At 70.3% G+C, this 21490-nt stretch carries 20 protein-coding genes; 7 read left to right on the top strand and 13 right to left on the bottom strand.

The genetic code is table 11. The annotated features are described in order from the left end of the window. Positions 1-245: 245 nt before the first annotated feature. The 5 genes from NQZ70_RS00775 to NQZ70_RS00755 all read right to left on the bottom strand — a co-directional run bounded on the left by NQZ70_RS00775 (position 246) and on the right by NQZ70_RS00755 (position 6831). Complete coding sequence (locus tag NQZ70_RS00775) at positions 246-2801, bottom strand: helicase HerA-like domain-containing protein (RefSeq protein ID WP_129572500.1); 2556 nt, start codon at positions 2799-2801, stop codon at positions 246-248. Then, positions 2798-5014 (bottom strand): ATP-binding protein, encoded by a 2217-nt coding sequence (locus NQZ70_RS00770; RefSeq protein WP_129572499.1) that lies wholly within the window; start codon positions 5012-5014, stop codon positions 2798-2800. The genes NQZ70_RS00775 and NQZ70_RS00770 overlap by 4 nt, the downstream gene beginning before the upstream one ends. Next, a complete protein-coding gene (locus NQZ70_RS00765) occupies positions 5011-5979 on the bottom strand; it encodes a hypothetical protein (protein WP_129572498.1) in 969 nt (322 codons plus the stop codon). The genes NQZ70_RS00770 and NQZ70_RS00765 overlap by 4 nt, the downstream gene beginning before the upstream one ends. Positions 5980-6322: 343 nt before the next feature. Beyond that, positions 6323-6619 carry a type II toxin-antitoxin system RelE/ParE family toxin gene (locus NQZ70_RS00760; RefSeq protein WP_165373729.1) on the bottom strand — a complete coding sequence of 99 codons (297 nt, stop codon included), beginning with the start codon at positions 6617-6619 and terminating at the stop codon, positions 6323-6325. Beyond that, on the bottom strand, positions 6616-6831 hold the full coding sequence (locus NQZ70_RS00755; protein ID WP_020464846.1) for an addiction module protein: 216 nt from the start codon (positions 6829-6831) through the stop codon (positions 6616-6618). Before NQZ70_RS00755 ends, NQZ70_RS00760 begins: the two co-directional genes overlap by 4 nt. A gap of 626 nt (positions 6832-7457) precedes the next feature. Here NQZ70_RS00755 and NQZ70_RS00750 point away from each other — a divergent pair. The 3 genes from NQZ70_RS00750 to NQZ70_RS00740 all read left to right on the top strand — a co-directional run bounded on the left by NQZ70_RS00750 (position 7458) and on the right by NQZ70_RS00740 (position 9791). Next, entirely contained in the window at positions 7458-8603 is a 1146-nt protein-coding gene (locus tag NQZ70_RS00750) for an IS1 family transposase (protein WP_129572496.1), read from the top strand. Between the two features lie 386 nt (positions 8604-8989). Beyond that, positions 8990-9280 (top strand): DUF4258 domain-containing protein, encoded by a 291-nt coding sequence (locus NQZ70_RS00745; RefSeq protein ID WP_129572495.1) that lies wholly within the window; start codon positions 8990-8992, stop codon positions 9278-9280. Between the two features lie 25 nt (positions 9281-9305). Beyond that, positions 9306-9791: a helix-turn-helix domain-containing protein gene (locus tag NQZ70_RS00740; protein WP_207217705.1), complete on the top strand. Its 486-nt coding sequence runs from the start codon at positions 9306-9308 to the stop codon at positions 9789-9791. Between the two features lie 141 nt (positions 9792-9932). On the opposite strand, the gene NQZ70_RS00735 is transcribed toward NQZ70_RS00740, so the two are convergent. The 6 genes from NQZ70_RS00735 to NQZ70_RS00710 form a co-directional block, all read right to left on the bottom strand. Next, complete coding sequence (locus NQZ70_RS00735) at positions 9933-10427, bottom strand: RNA polymerase sigma factor (RefSeq protein ID WP_129572493.1); 495 nt, start codon at positions 10425-10427, stop codon at positions 9933-9935. A 62-nt stretch (positions 10428-10489) separates the two neighbouring features. Beyond that, complete coding sequence (locus NQZ70_RS00730; RefSeq protein ID WP_237244902.1) at positions 10490-10777, bottom strand: transcriptional regulator; 288 nt, start codon at positions 10775-10777, stop codon at positions 10490-10492. A 345-nt stretch (positions 10778-11122) separates the two neighbouring features. Next, positions 11123-11980, bottom strand: a complete 858-nt coding sequence (locus NQZ70_RS00725; protein ID WP_237244901.1) for a hypothetical protein — start codon at positions 11978-11980, stop codon at positions 11123-11125. A 277-nt stretch (positions 11981-12257) separates the two neighbouring features. Then, positions 12258-12617: a hypothetical protein gene (locus NQZ70_RS00720; protein ID WP_129572491.1), complete on the bottom strand. Its 360-nt coding sequence runs from the start codon at positions 12615-12617 to the stop codon at positions 12258-12260. Positions 12618-12889: 272 nt separating this feature from the next. Then, positions 12890-13744 (bottom strand): hypothetical protein, encoded by an 855-nt coding sequence (locus NQZ70_RS00715; protein WP_129572490.1) that lies wholly within the window; start codon positions 13742-13744, stop codon positions 12890-12892. A 483-nt stretch (positions 13745-14227) separates the two neighbouring features. Continuing rightward, on the bottom strand, positions 14228-14521 hold the full coding sequence (locus NQZ70_RS00710) for a helix-turn-helix domain-containing protein (protein ID WP_129572489.1): 294 nt from the start codon (positions 14519-14521) through the stop codon (positions 14228-14230). 279 nt (positions 14522-14800) lie between these two features. Here NQZ70_RS00710 and NQZ70_RS00705 point away from each other — a divergent pair, with 279 nt between their 5' ends. The 4 genes from NQZ70_RS00705 to NQZ70_RS00685 all read left to right on the top strand — a co-directional run bounded on the left by NQZ70_RS00705 (position 14801) and on the right by NQZ70_RS00685 (position 18805). Beyond that, the gene (locus NQZ70_RS00705) at positions 14801-15331 is read left to right on the top strand and encodes a sigma-70 family RNA polymerase sigma factor (protein ID WP_237244900.1); all 531 of its coding nucleotides are present in this window, start codon (positions 14801-14803) and stop codon (positions 15329-15331) included. A gap of 91 nt (positions 15332-15422) precedes the next feature. Beyond that, a complete protein-coding gene (locus NQZ70_RS00700; RefSeq protein WP_129572487.1) occupies positions 15423-16055 on the top strand; it encodes a JAB domain-containing protein in 633 nt (210 codons plus the stop codon). A 387-nt stretch (positions 16056-16442) separates the two neighbouring features. Beyond that, the gene (locus NQZ70_RS00695; RefSeq protein ID WP_129572486.1) at positions 16443-17381 is read left to right on the top strand and encodes a hypothetical protein; all 939 of its coding nucleotides are present in this window, start codon (positions 16443-16445) and stop codon (positions 17379-17381) included. A 497-nt stretch (positions 17382-17878) separates the two neighbouring features. Further along, positions 17879-18805, top strand: coding sequence for a hypothetical protein (locus NQZ70_RS00685; RefSeq protein ID WP_129572485.1), 927 nt, complete (start codon positions 17879-17881; stop codon positions 18803-18805). Positions 18806-18938: 133 nt separating this feature from the next. Here NQZ70_RS00685 and NQZ70_RS00680 read toward each other — a convergent pair whose 3' ends face one another. Continuing rightward, entirely contained in the window at positions 18939-20153 is a 1215-nt protein-coding gene (locus tag NQZ70_RS00680; protein ID WP_129572484.1) for a cytochrome P450, read from the bottom strand. A gap of 236 nt (positions 20154-20389) precedes the next feature. Continuing rightward, on the bottom strand, positions 20390-21424 hold the full coding sequence (locus NQZ70_RS00675) for a DUF3237 domain-containing protein (RefSeq protein WP_237244899.1): 1035 nt from the start codon (positions 21422-21424) through the stop codon (positions 20390-20392). Between the last annotated feature and the right edge of the window lie 66 nt (positions 21425-21490).

The raw sequence follows: 21490 nt of genomic DNA, 5'->3' as shown, positions 1-21490 counted from the left end.
CCCCCTGTGGAGCGCCGGTGAACGGCTGCTGTCGCTCGGCACCACCTCCTCGCGATCCGCGCGCTCCTCCGATCCCGGAGGCATAGAGCGGTTTTCGCCCGTCTCTGGTACATGCGTCACAGAGCGGCGTTCACCCGCACAGGAGACGGGTCCAGCTCGGCGTTTTCGGCGCGGAAGCGCACTCCGGTGCGCTGAGCACCGAAAACGTCGAGATGGACCCGTCTCCGAAGCGGGCGACCGCCGCTCTACTGGCCGCGGAGGCCCGCCTCGGTGACGGCCCGCTCCACGCGGTCGGGCGACCACGCGCCGGCGTGGCGCGTGAACAGCGTTCTCCCCTTGAACGCGCGGCCCGCGAGCGCCGCGGGCATGTCGGGCCAGCGCGCGACGAAGCTCCCCTTCGGCGCCCCCTTGCGCGCGGCGACCCAGGGAGGGGCCCCGCCCTCGATCGTGAACCAATCGATCACCCGTTCCACGTCCTGGGCCGCCTCGAGCCGCCCGATGAGCTTCGTGCTCGTGTTGCCGAACACGTTGTAATCCACCGAGCGAGGGCTCTGGGTGCATAGCAAACATCCAACGCCGTACTTCCGGCCCTGGGTGAAGAGCCGGATGAGCGGCTGCTTGGCGGGCGGCTTGCTGCCGCCGGCCGGGATCCAGTCGCGCGCCTCGTCGATGTAGAAGAGCAGGTTCACGCCGCCGGAGGTCGCGTCCACGGTCGTGATCATCCACCGGTACAGCTCCGTCGCGAGGGCCGCGAGGAAGAAGTGCTTCTCGTCGTCGTTGCTGAGCGCGTTCAGGTAAACGATGTTGAGCGGCACGCGACCCGGCCTCGAGGGCCGGAGCAGCTCGGTGAAGTCGAGGCGCGTCCCTCCCGAGAACAGCCTCGCGGACGGGCCCTGCACGAACGTGTTGAGCCGGCGCGCGAGCCGCTCGCGCTCGGACTTGCGGATCAGGCTGTCCACCTCGTCGAAGCCCAGGTCCTCGGGCGCGGTGACGGCGGCCACGATGTCCCTCAGCCGGACCGGCGCCGCGCGCGGCAGGCGCTGCAGCACCTGGTAGAGGAACGTGCGCTGCGACTCCTCCTCGCCGCCGCACGCGCACAGGCTGACGAGGTTGGCCGCCACCGCCACGAGCAACCCCTCCTCCTCCTCGGCGCGGAGCGCGGGGTTCGCAATGTGCGACAGCTCGCTCGCGCTCGGGAGCCGCAGGGGGTCGAGGCAGAGCCGCTGGCCGTGCGAGGACCCGGGGGTGAGGATGCGCGGCTCCATGCGCTCCTGGAGCTCCTCCCACGCGCGGAGCAGCGCCGGCGGCACGTCGGCGCGCGGGCGCGCTTCCATCATCTGGACGAGATCGCCCTGCGGATCGATCGCGAGGACGGGGACACCGGCCCGCAGCGCCTCCTCGGCGATGATCTTGGCCATCCACGTCTTGCCGCTGCCCGCCGCGCCGACCACCGAGACGTGCGTCCGCAGCACCGCGGGATCCATGCAGACGGGCGAGCCGCCGTCGTCGAATCCGAGGAGCATGCCGGCGAGATCCGCGGTCCGTGCCTCCGGCGGCCCTGCTCCCGCGTCGAGCGCCGTGGGCGTCGCGCGCGCACCGCCCGGCGGCGCCTTCGGCCCACGGCTCGGCGGCGCCTCCGCCGGCGTCGAGCGCGCGCCGCCCAGCGGCGCCTCCGCCGGCGCCTTTTTCCCTCGGCCCGACGCCGGCGCCGGCCTCGGGCGCTCGCCGGCCGGCTTCACGACCGCCAGCGCCTCTTCGAGCTCGGGGTCGTCCTCCACCATCGGCTCGTCCGCCGGCGGCTCGTCTGCCAGCGGCTCTCCGGCCGCCGGCGCGCTGGCCGCGGCGCGCACGCGCTCCTCCGGCGCCTCGCCGCGCGTCGCCTCGAGCGCCGTCCAGCGCCGATCCCACGAGCCCCTGTCCTTGTGGCCGAGCTCCGCGACGCAGGCCCCGGAGCGCTCGTGCTTGCAGCCGTCGCAGTACGTGCGGTCGCCCGGCGGCAGGAGCCCCCCGGCGCCCAGCGCGTGGTCGGACCAGGCCACCATGCTGGCGATGAGCTCGTGGATCTTGCCGCGCTTCGCCTCGACCTCCTCCCAGCGCGCCTCCCGCACGCTGCGGGTCGGGTGGAGGTAGAACACCGCCACGTCCGGCTTCGTGCCGTGCTGGTGGTGGTGCATCAGCGCGTACGTGAAGACCTGGAACAGATCGCTGTTGGGCGAGGTCGCCGGCGTGAGCTTGTAGTCCACGATGCGGTGCTTCCCGAGCCGCGGATCGAAGTACACGTAGTCGATCGCCCCGGTCACGTGGACGTGGACGTCCTCCCCCACGTGGAACGTCACGTCGACCCGCTTGCGCGAGTCGCCGAAGAGCTGGCCCCTGAGCTCCGCGGCGGGCAGGCCGGCCGCCCTGGCGTGCACCGCGAGGCGCGCGAGCTCTTCCATGTAGACCTGGACCGCGGAGATGAAGCCCAGCCGCAGCGGTACGGGGCGCGCCGCGAAGGCGTCCAGGTCGATGCAGCTCGCGTTGAACCAGCGCATCAGCGCCTGCTGGAGGTCCGCGGCGTCGCGGGCGCCCTCGAGCGCGGCCAGCACCTCGTCCGAGCTCGCGGCGGCGGCGTTGAAGCGCTCCACCGCGGTGTGGAACAGCGCGCCGCAGCCGGGCGCCTCCCCGCCCTTGCGCCAGATGCGGCTCACCACCTTCCGCCCGTCCTGCCGCTCGGCCGTGGCGCGCGCGTCGAACCAGTGGAGCCTCGGGCACGTCGCCGCGACGCGGAGCTGGGTCACGTTGACGTGGACGAGCCTCATTTCCTGCCCCGGAGCTGGACGAAGAGGTCGTCGTCGGTGGCCGTCGCGTGGACGTGCCCCTCGTCATGGAGCGCCTGCGCCGTCTTCTTGATGTGCGACCAGACCTCCGGGAAGCGCTTCTCCGAGAGCTTCTTTCGACTCGCGAAGATCTGCGCGAGCTCCTTGGCCATCAGGCCGAGGCGCCACGACAGCTCGGCCATGATGTGCTCGCGCGTCTGCTGCGGATCCCACGGCGGGGGCGGCACCGAGTCCGTGCCGCCCTTGACGATCTCCTCGGTGAGCAGCTCGCGCAGCAGCGGGTGCGCGAGCAGCAGGCTCTGGCGCTGGAAGGACGCGATCACCTCCTCCTCGGTCACCTTGCGGTACTGCCCGCGCGGGTGCTCGATCTCGAGGTCCTGGCTCTTCGCGGCGCCGAGGAGCCCCACCAGCGAGTCGAGCTCCGCGTGCCCGGCGAAGTCGAGGTGGAGGTGGAGGAAGCGCTGGCGGCCCAGCTTGCAGAGCGCGTCGTACGCGGCCTTGCCGGCGCCGCCGAGCCGCAGCGGCCGGCGCTCCTCGTCGGTGATCAGGATGCGCTTGTCCGTGTGCTTCGTGTCCTCGGCCATGCGCTGGAGCGGCATCCGCGCGCCGTGCCCGCTCGGCGCGCACAGGAACGTCACGCCCGTGGTCACGATCACGCCGTCCGCGCGCCGCTCCTTGGCCAGGAGGTGATACGCCGGGGCCTTGCCCCGCTTCTTCGCGGTGAGGTGCTCGATGCCGAGGAGCGTCGCGTTCGCCTTGCCGGCGCACCTGGAGAGCAGGCGGTGCGTCAGGCTCGCGAGGTTGTCCTCGTCGGGCGGCAGCGACGCTTGCTGCAGCCGGCGGCGGTTCTTGCCCTCCTCGAGCTTCTTTCGCACCTCGGCGTCGATGACGTCCTCGAGCTTCGGCGGCGGCGGCTTCGCTCCGCCGTCCTCGGGGCCGGGCCACTCCTTGAGCCAGCGCTTGCCGCCGACGGCCGCGAGCCGGTCCTGCTGCGCTTCCCAGCGGTCCCGCGCCCAGAGGATCGCGTCGCGCGGCCGGAGCTCCTGCACGCCGTCGAGGCGCCGCTCGAGCCACTCGCTGCCCAGCGGGAAGAGCCGGTCGCGCTTGCGGGCGGCGATGACCTCCTCGATCTCCTTCTCCTCGAAGCCGGAGAGCGCGGCGTCGAGCCGCCCCGCGAGGATGGCGCGGGCCTCCTCGGGCGAGATCATGTGCAGCTCGAGGATCCGCTCGGCGATCCGGTCCCACGCGGCGGCCGGGATCACCTCGCCGGTGCGCAGGGAGAGCATGGACTGCTTCACGCCGGAGACGATCACGACGAGGTGCTTGGCCCGGTCGAGCAGCGCGTGCGCGTACGACATCAGGGCGCGCACGGCGTCTGGATCGAGGTTGTCGACCTGGTCGAGGCAGAGCACGAGCGGGAGCTCGGCGAGCGCGCACAGGTGGGAGAGGACGTGGAGGACGCGCTCCACCGCGGCGTCGTCCGGGAGGGAGAGGCCTTCCTCGCCGGCCGCCTGGTCGAGCAGTCGCGCCTGGTCGAGCAGGCGCGCCTCGTCGGGCCCGAGCGTCTCGCCGGAGAGCCAGAGCACCGCGGCCTGGGCGCGCTTCTCGGCGCTCGCGTCGCCGAGGCTCGCGTGCGACGTCCCGGTGAGGAACGCGTTGAGCACGGGGATGACCGCGCTCTGGGGGTCGATCTTGGCGCCGAGCCGGGCGAGCGCCTCTTTGCGCGCCTCGATCTCCTTGGGGCCGGTCATCATTTTGCGGCCCTTGAACGCGCCGGTCCGGATGAGGGCGCGGTTGAGGATGGTGTAGAGGCGCGACTGCGTGTAGTCGCTCCCGCGGTGGCCCGCGAGGTCGCTGACGGTCGCGTTGAGCACGTACCGGAGCATCCGCTCGGGCGAGGCGAGGATGTTGTGCAGGTAGACGACGGTGGCCTTGTCTTCGCCGGCCCACTGGAAGAGCCGCGCGAGCAGGTGGCTCTTGCCGACGCCGGGCGCGCCGATGAGCAGCGCGCCGATGCTGGCCGGCTCCTTGGCGGCGTCCTGCACGACGCGCGTGAGCTTGGTGAAGGCGTTCTTGTGGATCGACTCGACCGTGGCCTCGCCGCCCCCGACGTCGGTGATGCGGTGGCTGCGGAACGGGTTTGTGCCTCGGAGCGCCTGGAGGAAGCGCTCGAAGGTGGGCTCCTCGGCGCTCATGCGTCGTGCCTCCGCGCGACGTAGACGAGCAGGTTGCCGGCTTCCTGGATGCCGGCCTCGCGCTCGGCCTCGGCCATCTGGTGGTGGCGGCCGTCGGAGGGATCGAGCGAGTAGCGGCGCTGGCGCCGGAGGGCGGCGAGCTCGGCGTCGAAGGTGGCGCGCGGGACGTCGGGGAGCGCGGCGCGGAGGGCGCGGAGGGTGACGTAGTTGTTGCCGCCGGAGTCGCGGTCGAGGGCGGTGAAGGCGGCGTCGAAGCGGTCGGCGAAGGGGGCGGAGGGGGTGGCGGGGGCGGGCGCGTCGTCGGGGGAGACGGTGGGGGCGCCGGCAAGGGAGGCGGCGGGGGCGCCGGCAAGGGAGGCGGCGGGGGCGCCGTTCGAGGGAGCTTCGGTGGGCGCCGCGTCGGCAGCGTCGGCAGGCGCTGTGCGGGCGCCGTCGGGGGCCGTGGGGCGGGGAACGGCGTCGGTCGAGGCTGTGGTCGCGGCGGGGCGCGCGGGCGCGCCGGCGGCCGGGAGGACGGCGTCGGCGAGGAAGAAGAACAGCGGCTTCTTGCCGGCCAAGGCGCCGATGGTCCGGGGAAGCCGGCGCTCGGCGAGGCGCTGCACGAGCGCCGCCTTGAACGCGCGGCCCAGGGCAGGCAGGAGGCCCTTGGGGAGCTGCGCCAGATCGACCGCGGGCGCGTCGGGCTGGCGCGCCGACTGGAGCTGCAGCTCCAGGAGCCGATCGGACTGCGCGACCGCCTGGAGGTCGTCCGCGAGCAGCACGAGCGTGGTGCCGGGCGCAGGCTTCGTCTTGCCTCCCGCGGCGCGGGAGAGCAGCACGCGCGCCTTCGCTTCCTTGGAGCTCAGCGCCTTGCTCGTCACCGCGGGCGTGTCACCGGTCAGCTCCGCGAGCCGCTCGAGCGTCGGCGGATACGACGCGCCGCCGAGCTGCCGCTGCGACTCGAGGACGCCGAGGAGCCTCGGCACCGGCGAGGGCGGCGCAGCCTTCTTGCGCCCCGTGCTCTTCTGCCGCGCAGGCGCCTTCTCCTTCGTCGCGGCGGCCTTTCGGGGCGCGGCAGCCTTCTTCGGCTTCTCGGCGCTGCTCTTCCTGGCTGCCGTGGACTTCGTGGTCGTCGCCCGCGCGCGCGGGCTCGATGCGCTGTTCGTGTTCGTGGCCCACCTCCCGAGTGTCCGAGATTACCCGGGCGTCCAGCCATGGGAAGAGGGTCCGCGCCACCGCGCCGCGGCGAGAGTCTCGCGGGTCGCTGGCTCGGGAGGGTCCGATCAGGGGTACGGCCCTGGCCCGCTCCGCGACCGAAGCGGGCTCATCTCACGCTCGGCGCTTCCACTCGCGGGGATGTCGGCGGCCGTGAATCACGCCAACGACCACGATCGCGTCGCGCAGAATCCGGTAGAAGACCGCGTAGGGGAACCGTTCGACGAGTACGCGCCGGAGATCTCGGTACAGCGGCGGGTACGCGAGCGGTGCGTTCCAGATGCGCTTGATAGCGTCGTCCAGCTCTCTTCGGAAGACGGCGCCGAGCCCAGACCGCTGCTCCTCGTACCAGTGAAAGGTCTCGAGGGCTTCGGCGCGAGCTTCGGCGAGGAAGACGACGACGCGGCTCACGACCCGCGGGTGGTCATCTCGGCTCGGACGTCCTCCCAGGGGACACCGATGGGGCCCTCGCGCTCGAGGCGGTCCAGGCGGCGATCGAGCTCAGCACGAAGCTCGGAGCTCAGGGGAAGGTCGTCCGAGGAAAGGCTTCGCCAGAGGTCGTCGATCAGATCGAGCTTCTCGTCGGCGGTGAGCTTGGACAGATCGAGCGCGGGCTTGCCCATGGGTGGATCCTGCACCAGCGGGGCCGACGGTGCCAGCACGCGCGAGCCTGGCCGGGGACGTCGATGGCCCCCCGCCGCATCGCGGGGGCTTGCACCAGAGCGCTGGCGGGAAGAGCTGGCCAGGATCGCGGGGTCGGAGGGAGGCTTCTCCAGCGCGGAGACGGGTGCCACCCGTCTTTTGTTGGAGGCACGGGTGGTGTCCTAATTAGGACAGAGGGCCCCTCGGCCTCTTGACCGCGCGAACGCCTGCGGCCCCGCGCAACCCCGCATCCACCTCCTTATATCACACCTGCCCTTACCACGCGATCTCGCCATCCGGCAGTCGTCCACGCGCCCCGTCAAGGCGTCGCGCTGCCTCTAGGACGGGCCATGTCACACGGCGCGGCCGTTCCCCTTGACTGAGCATAAAAGCCCGCGTTCGACGCTGGATCTGCGCAGATGGCTCGGACAACCGCTGTCCTAGCTGCGCTGGAGACGCAGGAAACAAGGGTTATACTCACTTGCACAGGCAAAGCGCCCCGTCTCGGCTGGTACCCGAGACGGGGCTGCGGAACGCCGGATGGTTGGGCCACCCGTCGCACATCGCACTGCGATCATGGGCTCGCCGCCGGAGAGGTGCAAGGCCCATGGCGAACGTGCTCCCAGCGGAGCGGCGGCTAGAGGTGTTGGCCGCGCTCGTGAACGGAACCAGCATCCGCGCAGCCGAGCGTATGACCGGCGTGCATCGGGACACGATCGGCCGCTTCGCGCAGGCGATGGGTGAGGGCTGCGCGCGGCTTCACGACCGCCTGGTACGTGACCTGACCTGCCCGCTCGTAGACCTCGACGAGCAGCACTCCTGGTGCAGGAAGCGCCAGGTGAAGGTGGACGCAGCGAAGGGCGACGGGGCCGACGTCGGCGAACAGTGGACGTGGGCTGCGATCTGCCGGACCAGCAAGCTCGTGATCGCCTGGCACGTGGGGAAGCGCGATCAGGAGAGCGCCGATGCGCTGGTGGAGGACGTGCGCGCGCGGCTCGCGGTGATGCCGCAGATCACCACCGACGGGCTCAGCCTCTACGCGCAGCCCATCGCGGCGAACTTCGGGCCGGCGGTGCCGTACATGCAGACCGTCAAGAACTTCAGCGCGCGCCCAGGCAAGCCCGGCGTCTCGGAGAAGTACGCGGTGCCGCGCGGCGTGGACTTCATCCAGAAGCGCGCGGTGCTCGGCACGCCAGACCCGGCGAAGGCGACGAACTACGCGATCGAGCGGAGCAACCTCACGGCGCGGCAGTGGAACGCGCGGCTGCGGCGCCGCACGCTCGCGTTCTCGAAGAAGCTCTCCCGGCACTGCGCCGCGGTCGCGCTGCACTACACGTACACGAACCTCTGCCACATCCCGCGGAACATGCGCGTCACCCCGGCGATGGCCGCGGGCGTCACCGACCACGTGTGGGCCCTAGAGGAGCTCATGGTCGCTACGCTGGCCGAGCCCGCGGGGGAGAAGCCGGAGCCGCAACCGCTCGCCATCCCGAAGCCGGAGGGGCCCGCTCGCGAGCTCCCCGCGGGGCGTGGCTGGCTTCGGGTCGTGGACGGCGGAAAGGGCTCATCGGCCCCTGCTCTGGCGCCAGAGCCGAGCCCGGCAACACCCGCAGCAGTTGGACAAGGTCAGATCCACGAGGTAGTGGATCGAGGTCCTGCCCAGTTAGACCTGCTCGCATGGCGACCGAAACCGCGGAAGCCGGAGCAACTGGAGCTGTTCGGCGAGCCGCCGGAGCGTGGGGAGCGCCCGTGACGCACCGCGTCACAAGCCGTGCGACGCCAGCAGCAGGCGGATTCAATGAATCCGGAACGGAGCCAGCTACCAGCGCCGCCCGCCCGCTTCGTGGCTGTTGCGTGGCCCGAAAATTGCTACTAGTGCGAGAGCCCGACTGTGCAGACAGTCGCATGCTCCGGCAGTGACACGCCGTGAAAAATGTGCTTCGTCGATGGCGCGGGCTCAGAGGTCCGTCCGTAGTCTGCCGAGCGCGCGAGGCGTAAATGCTCGATTTTGCTCACTTTACCAGCCGGCCACGGACCAAACGACGCCGCGCTCCTACCCCTTGCATTTGATCTAACCTCAACTATAGTATTAAAAATGGTTCCGGAGGGGTGCCGCGCTACAGCAGCACCATGGGAGGCATGGGACCTAAGAAGCTGCCGGATACTCCAGAGGAGGTCCTGGCATACGCGCAGGAAAAGTTGCGTGAGCCCGGAGGCTACACCTACGCGAATCATGCCATACATGAGCGCATGGACGAGCGCAACGCCACCGTGCGCGACGTCAAGCGCGCAATCCGCACTGCAACAACAGCGATCCGACAGCCGAACGGAACATGGCGGCTCGCTGGGGGGACGGATTCGGAAGGAGAACCACTCGTTCCAGTGGTCGATATCCGGCAGCAGACGATGATCATCGTCAACGTCCTATAACCAGGGCTAATTTATGAATAAGCTCATGACAGAAACGGAAGACCGCTGCCGCGCGTGTGGCGGTGAAGTATCGGCCCGTATCTACGAGCACAACCAGAAGGTGGGTCGCTGGAAGGTCACCGACCGCAGCGGTGTAGTGCCCCAGTGCAACGAATGCAATGAGCCGCAGCTGACCCTTGACGATCTGGAGGGATACCAACTGCGGGCGGTAAAGACTGCTATGTGCGATGGCCACGTAGAGGGGGAGGTCATCCGCTATGCACGCAAGGCTCTCGGCCTGACGCAGAAAGAGCTGGCCGCGATCCTTGGCTATGCGCACGAAACCGTGAGTCGTTGGGAAAACAACAAGGAGGAGCTGCCGCGCTCCGCCTCGCAGGCCCTGATCGGCATACTCATGCGTGCTATAGACGGCGAGGATCCACAGGACATCCTCGAGTCTGTCGAGCATCCATCGACGAGAAGCCCGTCAGAAGCAATAGAGGTCATTGTACCCCTTCGCAGGGCCTGCTGACTAGCTCAGATGTCCGCTGACCGAAATCGGCGAGAGTGATAGGCCGCTCGACGATGCACGCCGAGCGGCCTCGATTTATTGGCTACCGCACGCACTTCTAGTGCGGCTTAATAAAGAATCGCCAGTTCTGGCTGCGTCTGCTCATCGGCGCCACCTCCTCAGCTTCAGCGCCAGCGCCTCCCGGGCGATTCGGAGCCGGCTCGCCGCGGTGCCCTGGCTCATCCCGCGCTGCGCGGCGTACGCGGAGAGCGTCTCCGGGGCATCGACGGTCAGGAGGATCTCCTGATGGCGAGGCTCCAGTCGCTCGATCGCCCGGAGCAGGTCGCGCGCCTCCACCTGCGCGTCGAGGCTCGGACCGACGACGCCGCGAAGCAGGCCGAGCGGCTCAGCGTGGAGGATGGCGCGGCGCACCCATGCGCTCTCGAAGTACTTCCCGGCCTGTCGCCAGGCGATGCCGTGCAGCCACTTGCGGAGCGCAGCGCGGGGCTCGTCCTTCGGGTCCGGCCTGTACATGCCGCGCCGGATGGCGCTCCACGCGCCGATGAACACGGCCTGCTCGACGTCGGCGCGGTCGCGCTTCGGGATGCCGGCGAGCGTCGCGCGCACGATGTCGCGCTCGGCAAGGATCGCCTCCATCGTCAGCTTCTTCCGGGGATGTCGTGCGGCAGGCGGGCGGCGAGCCCCCTTCCGCGGGCCCTTCATCCGGACCTCCCGCAGGTTGGGCACCGGTCAGCGGCGACGAGCCCGCCGAGCAGCTGCTCGACGGTGACGCCCGCCGCCTTGGCGGCGCGCTGCGCGGTCCCTGGCGAGCCGCTGTCGCGGCCGTAGGCGATGCCTTTGAGGCTGTCGACCGCCATGCCCATGACGGCGGCGAGGCAGCTCCACGAGCCGTACGCATTGCGGAGGTTGCGCAGCGCGGCGCGGAGCCGCTTGCGCTGGATGGGGGTGAGGGAGAGGCACGGACGGGGACGGCGGCGCGCGGGCACACCGCTCCCTTGTCCACCGTCGGGTGGGATCAGGTATAGCTGCACTGTCGGACCTCGGGGTACGGGGTTCGGCCACGCAGCCCGGTCGGTTGGCGCCGACGCGGGCTGCACTACTTCCGGCCGAACTTAGCCCGTCAGGCGAGGTCCGTAGTCAAACTAGGACAAGAGTCCTCAAATTAGGACACCACCGAGGCACGTCCACCGGGAGACGGGTGCCACCCGTCTTTTGTTGGAGGCACGTCCACCGCGGAGATGGGTGCGACCCATCTTTTGCTGGAGGCACGTCCACCGGGAGACGGGTGCCACCCATCTCCCGCGTGGACGAGCCAGGTCACCCGGATGGGTTCACGGCGTGCCGCCCGCCTCGGGCGGGGGCGCCGGGACGGCTTCGGGCTTCCTGGCGGGGGCTCTTCGACGGGGCCTGGCGAGGTCGTCGACCATCTCGACGTAGGGCGCCAGCAGGAACGCGGCGAGGGCCTCGCTCCCCGGGATCTCCGGATCGGCGTGGCTCTCGATCTTCTGGATCAGGCTGCGCAGCGCATCCCGGGCGGCGCTCCACTGCGGCCGGCCGTCGGTCGGCGCTCCCTCGTTGGCGAGGACCACGTTCGTGAAGCCGTAGGCCTCGCCGAAGCGCGCGTGGGCGGCGATGAGCTGCCGGTAGTGACGGGTCCCGCCGAACCCCTCGATCACCGCCTGCGCGCGCTCCTCCTCCAGCGTCTTCATCCGCTGCACCATCGCGGCCCACTGGACCCGGGGCCGGCGTGTGATGAAGCGAAGCCCCTCGGGCGCCGGGAAGAGCTGCGCGTAGAGCCAGCGCGCCTCGGACGGCGCCGGCGTCTGCCCGTCGTCGGAGAGCCCGGCGGCCCCCGCGTTCCACTGCTCGAACGCGCGCCATCGGTCGTCGACGTCGGTGTTCGCCGCGCTCCGCTCGGCCTCGCTCGCCGCAAGGTGGCGCTGGTCGGCCTGCGCGCTCGCCCGCAGGCCGCGGAAGCCCTGGAGCTCCGTCGCGGCCGCGTCGAAGCGCCTCCACGGCCTGTCGATGTGCGGCGGCAGCGCCGCGAGGGGATCGAGCCCCTTGGGCAGCGGCGCGTCGGCCTCCTTGCGCTTGCCGCCCCTGGGCCGGAGCACCGCCGCGATGCGCGCGCTCAGCTGATCGCGGAGACCGATCACGTCGTCCGCGACGAGATCCGGAGGGAGGACCATGGTTGAAAACATCGGGGATTCACTCACGGGGGAAACCTCCTGTGATGTCATATGGGTCTGGCCTGCCGCCGTGGCGGCACGCCGTGGTTTCGTTGCGGCGTCGCGACACGGCAACAGATATGCCGGCGCGAGATGCGCCCATGTATCGGGTGCAGCGGATGATGATGGCGAGGAGGGAAGCGCAACGCTCTGCCATGGACCGCAACGGGTTGCGCCGTTGCGCAAGGCTCCCGCCGGTGAGCAGCCATGGGTCCCGGCATAGAATTGTGCCGCCACGTCAGAAGCAGCAGATGGGTACACCCGGATACCTGTCATTGCATACGGCACACCCATACTCGCGCTGGCACACCCGATGGACGGGGCAGAGCGCCAACTGCTTCGGACGGCCGCCGCAGGACCATACCGTCGCATCGGACCCACATGCATGCTCGACGACGAGCGCCTCGATCATCGCCCGGAACTGATCCAGGCAGGGCTGCAGCGACTCCTCGCGCGGCCCGTACCCCAGCCGGTCCCAGCCCGTCTTCGCCTTCGGCGCCTCAATCACCTGGAGGATGAGCTCGCGCTCGCGGATGAAGGTGCTCGGGGACCAGGGCAGCTCGCTGACGTCGAACCCCACGACCCCGAGCCCGAACACCCCCTAGTCGTGCGAGGCGAACTACGCGGCGAACTCGCGCTCCCGCTCAGTCTCGGCCAGCGCCGACGCGGCCGGGGAGAGCACGGAGATGAAGACTGAGGTCAGCCCGTTGCTCATGTGGATGCACCTGAGGTCGGGACCGGCTTCGTACGTTTGATGTCCGCCACACCTCCCCCTCCGCGAGCCTAACGCCATGGGGCACTGCCGCGAAGGGACGACCGAGCCACAGGGGAGGGAAGCCGATAGCCGGGCAGCAGCCCATGGTTGAACCGCTACGGCTCAATGATATCGTCTCGAAGCCCCACCGCTCGGTAACGATCAAACCGCTGCTCCCCTCTCGCATCACAACTCCACGGCAAAGGCATCGTGTCACGCAACGAGCCCTTAAACCTTGCATCTTCGTCTTTAGTAATAACGATCGCGAAGCAGAGGCGCTCGAGAAGCTCGAGCGTCTCTGGCTCGGCCCGAGGTTGCGGAGACTCCAACAAACAGCGAAGGATCTCCTTTCTAGGCACGGCGTGGTCGTGCCTAAGGCCAGTGGGCCGACGACCGTTGCTGGCCCACAGATTCTTCGCGGCCCGAGTGTGTCTTTGATGTTCAAAGCTATACTTTAGTTTGTCGCGCCCGGCGTCGCCAGAGTCGTCGATGCCATCTGCCGTCCAGCACCAGAGCAACGAGTCGATCAGAAACCTCGCGGTGCGCCGCGACGGATGCGCCGCGTCCCGCGCGATGCGGACCAGTCGGCAGATCTCGGCCGCGATGAACTCCTTGTGCACGGCACTCAGCGGTCTGTACTTGATGCCGCGAGCTCGTCGCCCGCGTGCGACCGATTTGTCTTGAATGTTTCCGGCGTCGACTTGAACGATGATGATGGTGTTCGGGGACTTCACGATGATCTGCAGCGACTGGCCGGCGTGCAAGCCGAGCGCGTCATGCAGACGACGAAGGCCTCCTACTCCGTGCCCGGCGTTGAGGCGGCCGATGAACGAGAGTTCGGGCGCGCCATCGACGAGCACAGTGATGGCCCCAGGCGTCATCGCGCCTACACGGACGATCTCAGGGCCGAGGTACAGTGCGCCAGATTTCACGTACGCGGGTGTAATCCTGATTTCGTGCATGACAGTCATAGCCTGCCTCCCTGTCGATCCAACGGTCGGCTCACCCGTCGGCAACGGAGGGGCGCCGTCAGGCGTCACTTCACTGACCGTCGGCCGCGGTCCCCTCGACGTCATCAGCCCCGTCGGCCACTGACCGCCGCCCCTGCGTGGAGCGCCTTGAACTCCGATCCCGCTCCGTCGCGCTGCCCCCACCCATCGTGGGAAGGTAGCGTATCCGACGCCTACCCCGTCCTGTCAAGGCGACCAACGCGGGAGCGCGCGGGCTCCACGCCGGACGAATGCGCGAGCGGGCCCTCGATGCCCTACCGCTCCGTCGAAAAAGTGGCCGAGCAGCGCTCGGCCGATCAGCGGCTGGGTTATTCCAGTTGCCGCGGCTTGCCCAGTCCTCCACCACGCGGGGCAGTATCCACAGGCGCAGCAAAGCATGCGTCGACTCTGAGCCCAGCGTGGATGGCCACGGGCTGTTGAGATGCGGACAGCGGCGAATGGCTGTCAAGTACCGGCGGGATGCTTGCGAGGCCGGCCGCGCTTGATCTCGGGCATCTCCGCGGGCCGGAGGAGCACCCCAGGCGACACGTCGAGCGCGTTCGCGAGCCGGACGAGCGTACCTAGGCTCACGCTCTGCCGCATGCCCTCGATGTCCTGCAGCGTCCGGAGGTCGAGTTCGGCGGCCTCCGCAAGGCCCTCCTGGGTCATGCCGCGTTTCTGGCGTAGACGCCGAAGGTTCGCGGCGATGTAGACCAGAACGGCTTCCAGGGTGAGCGTCCGCACCTGGTCGCCGTACACCCTTGCCCGGCTCAGAATAACGCGGCCCGACCGTGCTTTTCCTTGACGCTTCCGGCCGGCAGCCCGTAGGGTTGCGGGACCACGAATAAGTGCCGCCCGCGGGTGCTGGTAACACCCCGGGCGGCGTGGCCGAACCCCGCTCGAACGAGGTCCGACATGGGAACAGTACGTTCACGCCCTGAACAGGGCCAAGAGATCGATCCGCCCTCCCGCCGCCGCGTCCGCTCCGACGCTCCACGCCCGCTCCGGCCATGGCCTGGCAGCCGCCGGTCTACCGCCGTGAATCCCGCCGTCTACTTGGACGACGCCGCGATCCTCGAGCAAACCCCATTCATCCGCCGCACCCTCCGCGCCCGCGGCGTTCTCCCCGCCGATCTCGACGACCTCACGCAGGACACCGTCCTCGGCGCCTGGCGCAGCATGCGCGCCGGCCGCTTCCGCCCCTCCCCTTCCGCTGTTCCCGCCGACGCCCTCCGCGCCTGGCTCGCCGGGGTCGCCGCGCGACAGGCATCGCACTACCGCGACAAGGCCTACCGCCGGCACGAGGCGCCCCCGCTCGATCCTCACCGCCTCTCCACGCTCGCCGCCCCCTCTCCAGAGGCCCGCCTCGTCGCGCGCGGCCTCCTGCGCGCCTTCCACCGTCTCCGCCCCGAGCTGCGCGAGGTCCTGGCGCTCGCCGCCACCGGGGTTACGTCGCACGAGATCGCCGCCTCCCTCTCGCTCCCCCGCCCCACGGTCGCCACCCGCCTCCGCCTCGCGCGCCGCCTCTTCGCCCGCGCCCTCACCCGCTCCCGGAGGTGGCCGCGATGAGCCGCGCCGCGCAGCGCGCCTCCGCGATCGCGCTCGCCGACATCCCCGCGGCCGTCGCGCCACCGCCCATCGACATCGCCACGAGGGCGCCATGAGCGACGCGGCCGACAGCCTCCCCAGCGCCACCCCGCTCGTCGACGTGCTCACCGCCCCGGAGGCCACGCTCGTCGACCTGGTGCTCGGCATCCCCGGCGCCGCCTCGCGCGTGCTCGGCCTGCACGGCCTGCTCGAGCTCGGGCGCCTCTCGCCCCACGCGCTCGCGCAGCGCACCGAGCTCGGCCTCCACGACGCCCAGCGCCTGCTCGCCGCCCTCGAGCTCGGCCGGCGCGCGCACGCCGCGCGCTCCCGCCGCCCGAGGCGCCTGCGCTCGCCGCGCGACATCGCCCGCTTCTTCGAGCCCACGCTCGCGCCGCTCGTCCACGAGGAGCTCTGGATGGCCGCGCTCGACGCCCACCACGGCGTGCGCGGCGTCCGCATGCTCTCGCGCGGCGGCCTCACCGCCACCGCCGTCCAGCAGACCGACGTGCTGCGCGCTGCGCTCGAGATGGCCGCCACCTCGTTCGTGCTCTGCCACAACCATCCGAGCGGCGACCCCAAGCCCACCGACGAGGACGTCGAGCTGACCAACGCCGTCGAGCACGCCGCGCACCTCATCGGCGTACCCCTCGCCGATCACGTCATCGTCACCCCCGCCGGGCGCTTCTCCTCCGTGCTCCGCCGCTGACACCGGCCCGGACCTGCCGCTGGTTCTGCGCGACGCCAACCAAGGTCGGCCGCCGCCGCCGTTGCGAATATCTCCTTACCGATAGCAAAGCCACTGCATCACGGGAATTGACGTCCACGGCATCGGCGCGTCGCACATAGCCCCGCAGTCGCGGTGCCTTGCCCCGGCCTGGCACACCGCTCATTCCTTCCAGACCGCCGCAATTCTCACGCGACCGACAACGATTCCCAAACGATTGGCACCTCATGTCGGTAATCGGTTGCCGTTCGATGTCTCGATGCAGTGCAGCTCGATTGAGCACAGGGCGACGCGACGATGCCTCCATTCGAATCTTCTCGTCGATTCGAGATGGCACATGACGCGCTGATGGATTAGGGTCGTTCCCCGATGCACAACCGCTCTGACCAGTTCGCGAAGAGCTTGCTGCGCGACGGGCTGAGCCTCGTCTCGGCCGCGGAGACCGAGGTCGAGGTCCTGGCGGCGACCCAGAAGATCGACGTCTTCAGCGTGCCTGATCCAGCGCGCGACGCCGAGCGCGCCAGGATGGGCCTGCTCGGCGAGCTCGCGGCGGAGCCAAGCCTGTTCGAGCCGTTCCACGGTACGCCGAGCCTCCGTCAGGTTCGGCGGTGTCTGCGCAAGCAGCTCACGTGGCATCACGAGCTCGAACGCCGCGCCCGCGCCGCTGCCTGCGCCGTCGTGCCGGAGGAGGACGCCGACGCGCCGCCGCAGCCGCCGGTGGCGTTCCCTGCGCTGGTCGTCATCAGCCCGGGACGTCCTGAGACGGTGCTTGACGCCTACCGCTGCGAGCCGGCGCAACCAGGCGTCTACCACGCCGTGCCCGGCCTCGTGACGCGCGTGGTGGTGCTCGCGGAGCTGCCCCGGACGCGCGCGACGCTGATGCTGCGGCTGCTCGGCTCAGGCCGCGTCCTGCGCGAGGCGCTGGCCGATCTCGCGGCGCTGCCGGACGATGCCTGGGAGAAGAGCATCGCCACGCCGTTGCTGATACACTTCCGGCTCGGAACCAAGGAGCCGGCGATCGACGAGGAGGACGAGGTGAGCGCAGAGATCCGGGCATGGGTCAAGGAGTACGAGCAGAAGCTTCGGGCCGAGGCGCGAACGGAAGGCCACAGGGAAGGCCTCAACGAAGGGCGCGCCGAGGAGGCGGCACGTGCCGTGCTGACCGCGCTCCGGGTTCGCGGCATCGCTGTGCCGGACGTCGCGCGGGAGCGCATCCTGGCCGAGAAGGATCCGGAGACGCTGGAACGGTGGCATGAACGGGCCATCGTCGCCGCGTCGCTCGCCGAGGTGCTCGACGGGCTGAGCTGAGCGACGCTGCTGCGGCTGCTCGCCGCCCTCGAGCTCGGGCGGCGCGTCCACGCCGCGCGCTCCCGCCGCCCGAGGCGCCTGCGCTCGCCGCGCGACGTCGCCCGCTTCTTCGAGCCCACGCTCGCACCGCTCGTCCACGAGGAGCTCTGGATGGCCGCGCGCGACGTCCACCACGGCGTGCGCAGGCTGGCCACCGCCGCCGGTGCGGATACCATCCTTACCGATGGCAAAGCCATCGCATCACGGTAGTTGATGGCCATGGCAGCGGCCGGGCGCACACACCCCCGCAGTCTCGCTGCCTTGCCCCCCCGGCCTGGCGACTCCCTCGTCCCCCACGCAGCTAAAAAAAGCGTTCGGCAACGATTTTCACACGCCTGTCTCCCCATATCGGTAAGCGCTTGTCATTCGATGCGCGGCGGCGCGGCGACGCCTCAATCGCGTCTTCTCATCGATTCGAGATGGCGCATGATGCGGTGATGGATTAGGGTCGTTCCCCGATGCACAACCGCTCTGACCAGTTCGCGAAGAGCTTGCTGCGCGACGGGCTGAGCCTCGTCTCGGCGGCGGAGACCGAGGTCGAGGTCCTGGCGGCGACCCAGAAGATCGACGTCTTCAGCGTGCCTGATCCGGCGCGCGACGCCGAGCGCGCCAGGATGGGCCTGCTCGGCGAGCTCGCGGCGGAGCCAAGCCTGTTCGAGCCGTTCCACGGCACGCCGAGCCTCCGTCAGGTCCGGCGGTGCCTGCGCAAGCAGCTCACGTGGCATCACGAGCTCGAACGCCGCGCCCGCGCCGCTGCCGGCGCCGTCGTGCCGGAGGAGGACGCCGACGCGCCGCCGCAGCCGCCGGTGGCGTTCCCTGCGCTGGTTGTCATCAGCCCGGGGCGACCCGAGACGGTGCTTGACGCCTACCGCTGCGAGCCGGCGCAACCAGGCGTCTACCACGCCGTGCCCGGCCTCGTGACGCGCGTGGTGGTGCTCGCGGAGCTGCCCCGGACGCGCGCGACGCTGATGCTGCGGCTGCTCGGCTCAGGCCGCGTCCTGCGCGAGGCGCTGGCCGATCTCACGGCGCTGCCGGACGATGCCTGGGAGAAGAGCATCGCCACGCCGTTGCTGATACACTTCCGGCTCGGAACCCAGGAGCCGGCGATCGACGAGGAGGACGAGGTGAGCGCAGAAATCCGGGCGTGGGTCAAGGAGTACGAGCAGAAGCTTCGGGCCGAGGCGCGAACGGAAGGCCTCAACGAAGGGCGCGCCGCGGAGGCGGCACGTGCCGTTCTGACCGCGCTCCGGGTTCGCGGCATCGCCGTGCCGGACGTCGCGCGGGAGCGCATCCTGGCCGAAAAGGATCCGGAGATGCTGGAACGGTGGCATGAACGGGCCGTCGTCGCAGCGTCGCTCGCCGAGGTGCTCGACGGGCTGAGCTGAGCCCTGCCGGCCTAAGCCGTCGCGGCCGCGCCCAAGCGCCTCCACGCACGTCGACGTGGCGGCAGCAGCGCCGCCACGGACTCGACTCGTTGCACAACGCTCCGCCACCGCGGGGACGTCCTCGTGGGCTCCCTCATCGACTGGCCGCGTGCGCCCCCGCCCCGCGCCCCCCGGCGCGACTCCCCGGCTCGAAGCAGACCGGCAGGCGCGCCGGGCCGTGCACGATGAGCGCCTTGCGCGGCTCCCACGGCTCCTTGCTCGCCAGCTCCAGGCCCCTCAGCCGTGTGAGGAGATCCGGCAGCGCGATCCGGGCCTCCAGGCGCGCCAGCGACGCGCCGATGCAGAAGTGGATGCCGTGCCCGAACCCGACGTGCGGGTTGGGATCGCGCGCGACGTCGAACCGGCCAGGGTCTCGAAATTGCTGAGGATCTCGGTTCGCGGAGCCGATGACGGGCAGCACCAGCTTCCCGGCCGGGACCACCTGGCCATGCACCTCGACGGCGCGCCTCGTCTCGCGGAACACCATCTGGAGCGGCGAGCGATAACGCAGGACCTCCTCGATCGCCGATGACACGAGATCGGGCGCTGCCCGGACGCGGGCCAGCTCGGCAGGGCTCTCGAGCAAGCACAGGATCGCGTTGTCGATCAGGTTCGTGGTCGTCTCGGTGCCCGCCGCGAGCAGGAACTGGAAGAAGCTCAGGAGATCGTCCTCGCTCAGCCGCTCGCCGTCCACCTCGGCCTCGACGAGGCGGGTCAAGAGGTCGTCCTCCGGCGCCCTCCGGCGCGCCTCGAGCAGGTCCGCGACATAGGCCTTCATCTCCTCCTTGACCGCGGCGTGCTCGCTCACGACCCTGGCCGCCGCCTCGCCCCCCGAGAGGGTGTGGCTGAGGTTCACGATCGCCTCGCTCCAGCGCATGAAACGCGCCCGGTCCTCGGCGGGAATGCCGATCATCTCGGCGATCACCATCGTGGGCAGCGGGCCCGCGTAGTCCGCCGCGAGGTCCATCGTCCCGTGCTCGACCCGCTGATCCAGGAGCTCACGCGACAGCTCGCGGATGCGCGGCTCGAGGCCCGCGATGGATCGCGGCGTGAAGGCCCGCTGGACGATCCCGCGGAGCTTCGTGTGGCGCGGCGGGTCGGAGAAGACGATCCACTCCGGGGCCTTGCCGGTCGGAGGCGTCACGGCGGAGCTGAACGCGTCGTGGTCCGTCAGCGCCCGCTTCACCCCCTCGTAATCGAAGATCATCCAGAGATCGAACGGGGCGATGTGGAGCACGGGAGAGCTGCTCCGCATCCGCTCGTACAAGGGATAGGGATCGCGCCGCACCTCGTCCGGAAACAAGTTCATCGCCAGGACCTCCGTCGTGCAGGGCCGCCGGGAGCTGCCGCCCGCGGAGAGACGATGCTAGGCGATGTTGCGAGGGGATGGCGCGCTCGAAGACGCGTCGCCCGCGTCCTCGAGGCCCTGCGCGACCCGTCCGCCGACCCGCGCCCCGCCGCGCCGGCGAGGGGGGTCCCCGGCGCACCTGCGGGCGCTGTTCGTCCGCGACGTCGGGCTGCCGATCCGCACCTTCCGGCGCTGCTCTATTTGCGTTCGTAGAAGGTGAGGCTCACCCCACCCGCCGCCCCCCCCGGGTCGGAGCTCACGTACGACTTCGTGTTGAGGATCGCGTAAGGGCCGTCCGCACGCGTCTCGAAGACCGGCACGAGCGCGCCGAACGGTCCACAGTTCCTCACCACGATGACCTCGCCGTCCCTCGAGGACAGCGCGTACCTGGCGTCCAGGACCGTGCTCGATCCGATGAGCTGGTAATCCGCGCCTCCGGGGAGCACCGAGCCCGAGAGGCCGCTGAGCAGCATTCCACCGGTGACGGTGCCCCCGGTGATGGGAATGATGTTGCGCGTGCCACGCTTGCTCGCGCCGACGGAGATGGATGAGCCGAGCGTGACGGACTCGGTGAACACGCTCGAGCCCCTCGCCCCGGTCGCCGTCGAGCACTCCCACGATTGATGGGGGACGCCCTCGGGATCCTTGAGCTGGATCTTCGGCTCTGCGGCGGCCACCTCGGAGATGTCATAGACGTCGAGCTGGAGCGTGCCCGCCTCGGCGTCGACGGCACGGGTGCCCGCGAACTTCCCGGTGTTGAGCCACGCGAGCGCGCTCGACTGCGCCACCTCGAAATCGGGGACGATCCGGACGACCGAATCGCCGGCGGGGGCGACGCCGCAGCTCCGCAGATAGATGAGGGAACCGTCGCTCGCCTTCAGGATGTTGATCTCCTCGAGCTCGACGGATCCGTTCGACAGCGTGAGCTCGAGGTCCATGCCGCCCGTGAGGAACGTGGCCTGGATCTTGTCGCCCTCGAGCGTGCCCCCCTTCACGTCGAGGAGGCGACGGTGTCCGAACTGGGTGGTCCCGACATCGTGGGTCTCGCCGAGCTGGAGCGTCGCCCGAAAGACGAGCTTGCCGCGCGTGGGGAGCGGAATGCCGTCGGGCATACCGCATGTCCACGATGGATCGGGGACGATCGTCGCCTCACCGCCGCCGCCGCTGCCGCCGGCGCCGCCGCCGCCGTTGCCGACCATCCCGCCGGTGCCGCCGCTGCCAACGGTCTCCATGGATCCACCGGTCCCGGCGGTCCCGCCACCCGCGCCGCCCGTGCCGGCGCCGTCACCGGTGCCCGT

Source organism: Sorangium sp. So ce836 (genome assembly GCF_028553905.1).
Classification (GTDB): Bacteria; Myxococcota_A; Polyangia; order Polyangiales; family Polyangiaceae; genus Sorangium; species Sorangium cellulosum_D.
The sequence above is the reverse complement of the archived record's forward strand: the minus strand, read 5'-3'. Positions and strand labels throughout refer to the sequence as shown.

Bases quoted from the DNA above. Each gene is read 5' to 3' on its own strand.
- NQZ70_RS00775 (WP_129572500.1), bottom strand. From the start codon at position 2,801: ATGAGGCTCGTCCACGTCAACGTGACCCAGCTCCGCGTCGCGGCGACG.
- NQZ70_RS00695 (WP_129572486.1), top strand. From the start codon at position 16,443: ATGCACAACCGCTCTGACCAGTTCGCGAAGAGCTTGCTGCGCGACGGG.
- NQZ70_RS00725 (WP_237244901.1), bottom strand. From the start codon at position 11,980: ATGGTCCTCCCTCCGGATCTCGTCGCGGACGACGTGATCGGTCTCCGC.
- NQZ70_RS00675 (WP_237244899.1), bottom strand. From the start codon at position 21,424: ATGGAGACCGTTGGCAGCGGCGGCACCGGCGGGATGGTCGGCAACGGC.
- NQZ70_RS00680 (WP_129572484.1), bottom strand. From the start codon at position 20,153: ATGAACTTGTTTCCGGACGAGGTGCGGCGCGATCCCTATCCCTTGTAC.
- NQZ70_RS00745 (WP_129572495.1), top strand. From the start codon at position 8,990: ATGGGACCTAAGAAGCTGCCGGATACTCCAGAGGAGGTCCTGGCATAC.
- NQZ70_RS00755 (WP_020464846.1), bottom strand. From the start codon at position 6,831: ATGGGCAAGCCCGCGCTCGATCTGTCCAAGCTCACCGCCGACGAGAAG.
- NQZ70_RS00735 (WP_129572493.1), bottom strand. From the start codon at position 10,427: ATGGAGGCGATCCTTGCCGAGCGCGACATCGTGCGCGCGACGCTCGCC.
- NQZ70_RS00770 (WP_129572499.1), bottom strand. From the start codon at position 5,014: ATGAGCGCCGAGGAGCCCACCTTCGAGCGCTTCCTCCAGGCGCTCCGA.
- NQZ70_RS00740 (WP_207217705.1), top strand. From the start codon at position 9,306: ATGACAGAAACGGAAGACCGCTGCCGCGCGTGTGGCGGTGAAGTATCG.
- NQZ70_RS00715 (WP_129572490.1), bottom strand. From the start codon at position 13,744: ATGACTGTCATGCACGAAATCAGGATTACACCCGCGTACGTGAAATCT.
- NQZ70_RS00685 (WP_129572485.1), top strand. From the start codon at position 17,879: ATGCACAACCGCTCTGACCAGTTCGCGAAGAGCTTGCTGCGCGACGGG.
- NQZ70_RS00750 (WP_129572496.1), top strand. From the start codon at position 7,458: ATGGCGAACGTGCTCCCAGCGGAGCGGCGGCTAGAGGTGTTGGCCGCG.
- NQZ70_RS00700 (WP_129572487.1), top strand. From the start codon at position 15,423: ATGAGCGACGCGGCCGACAGCCTCCCCAGCGCCACCCCGCTCGTCGAC.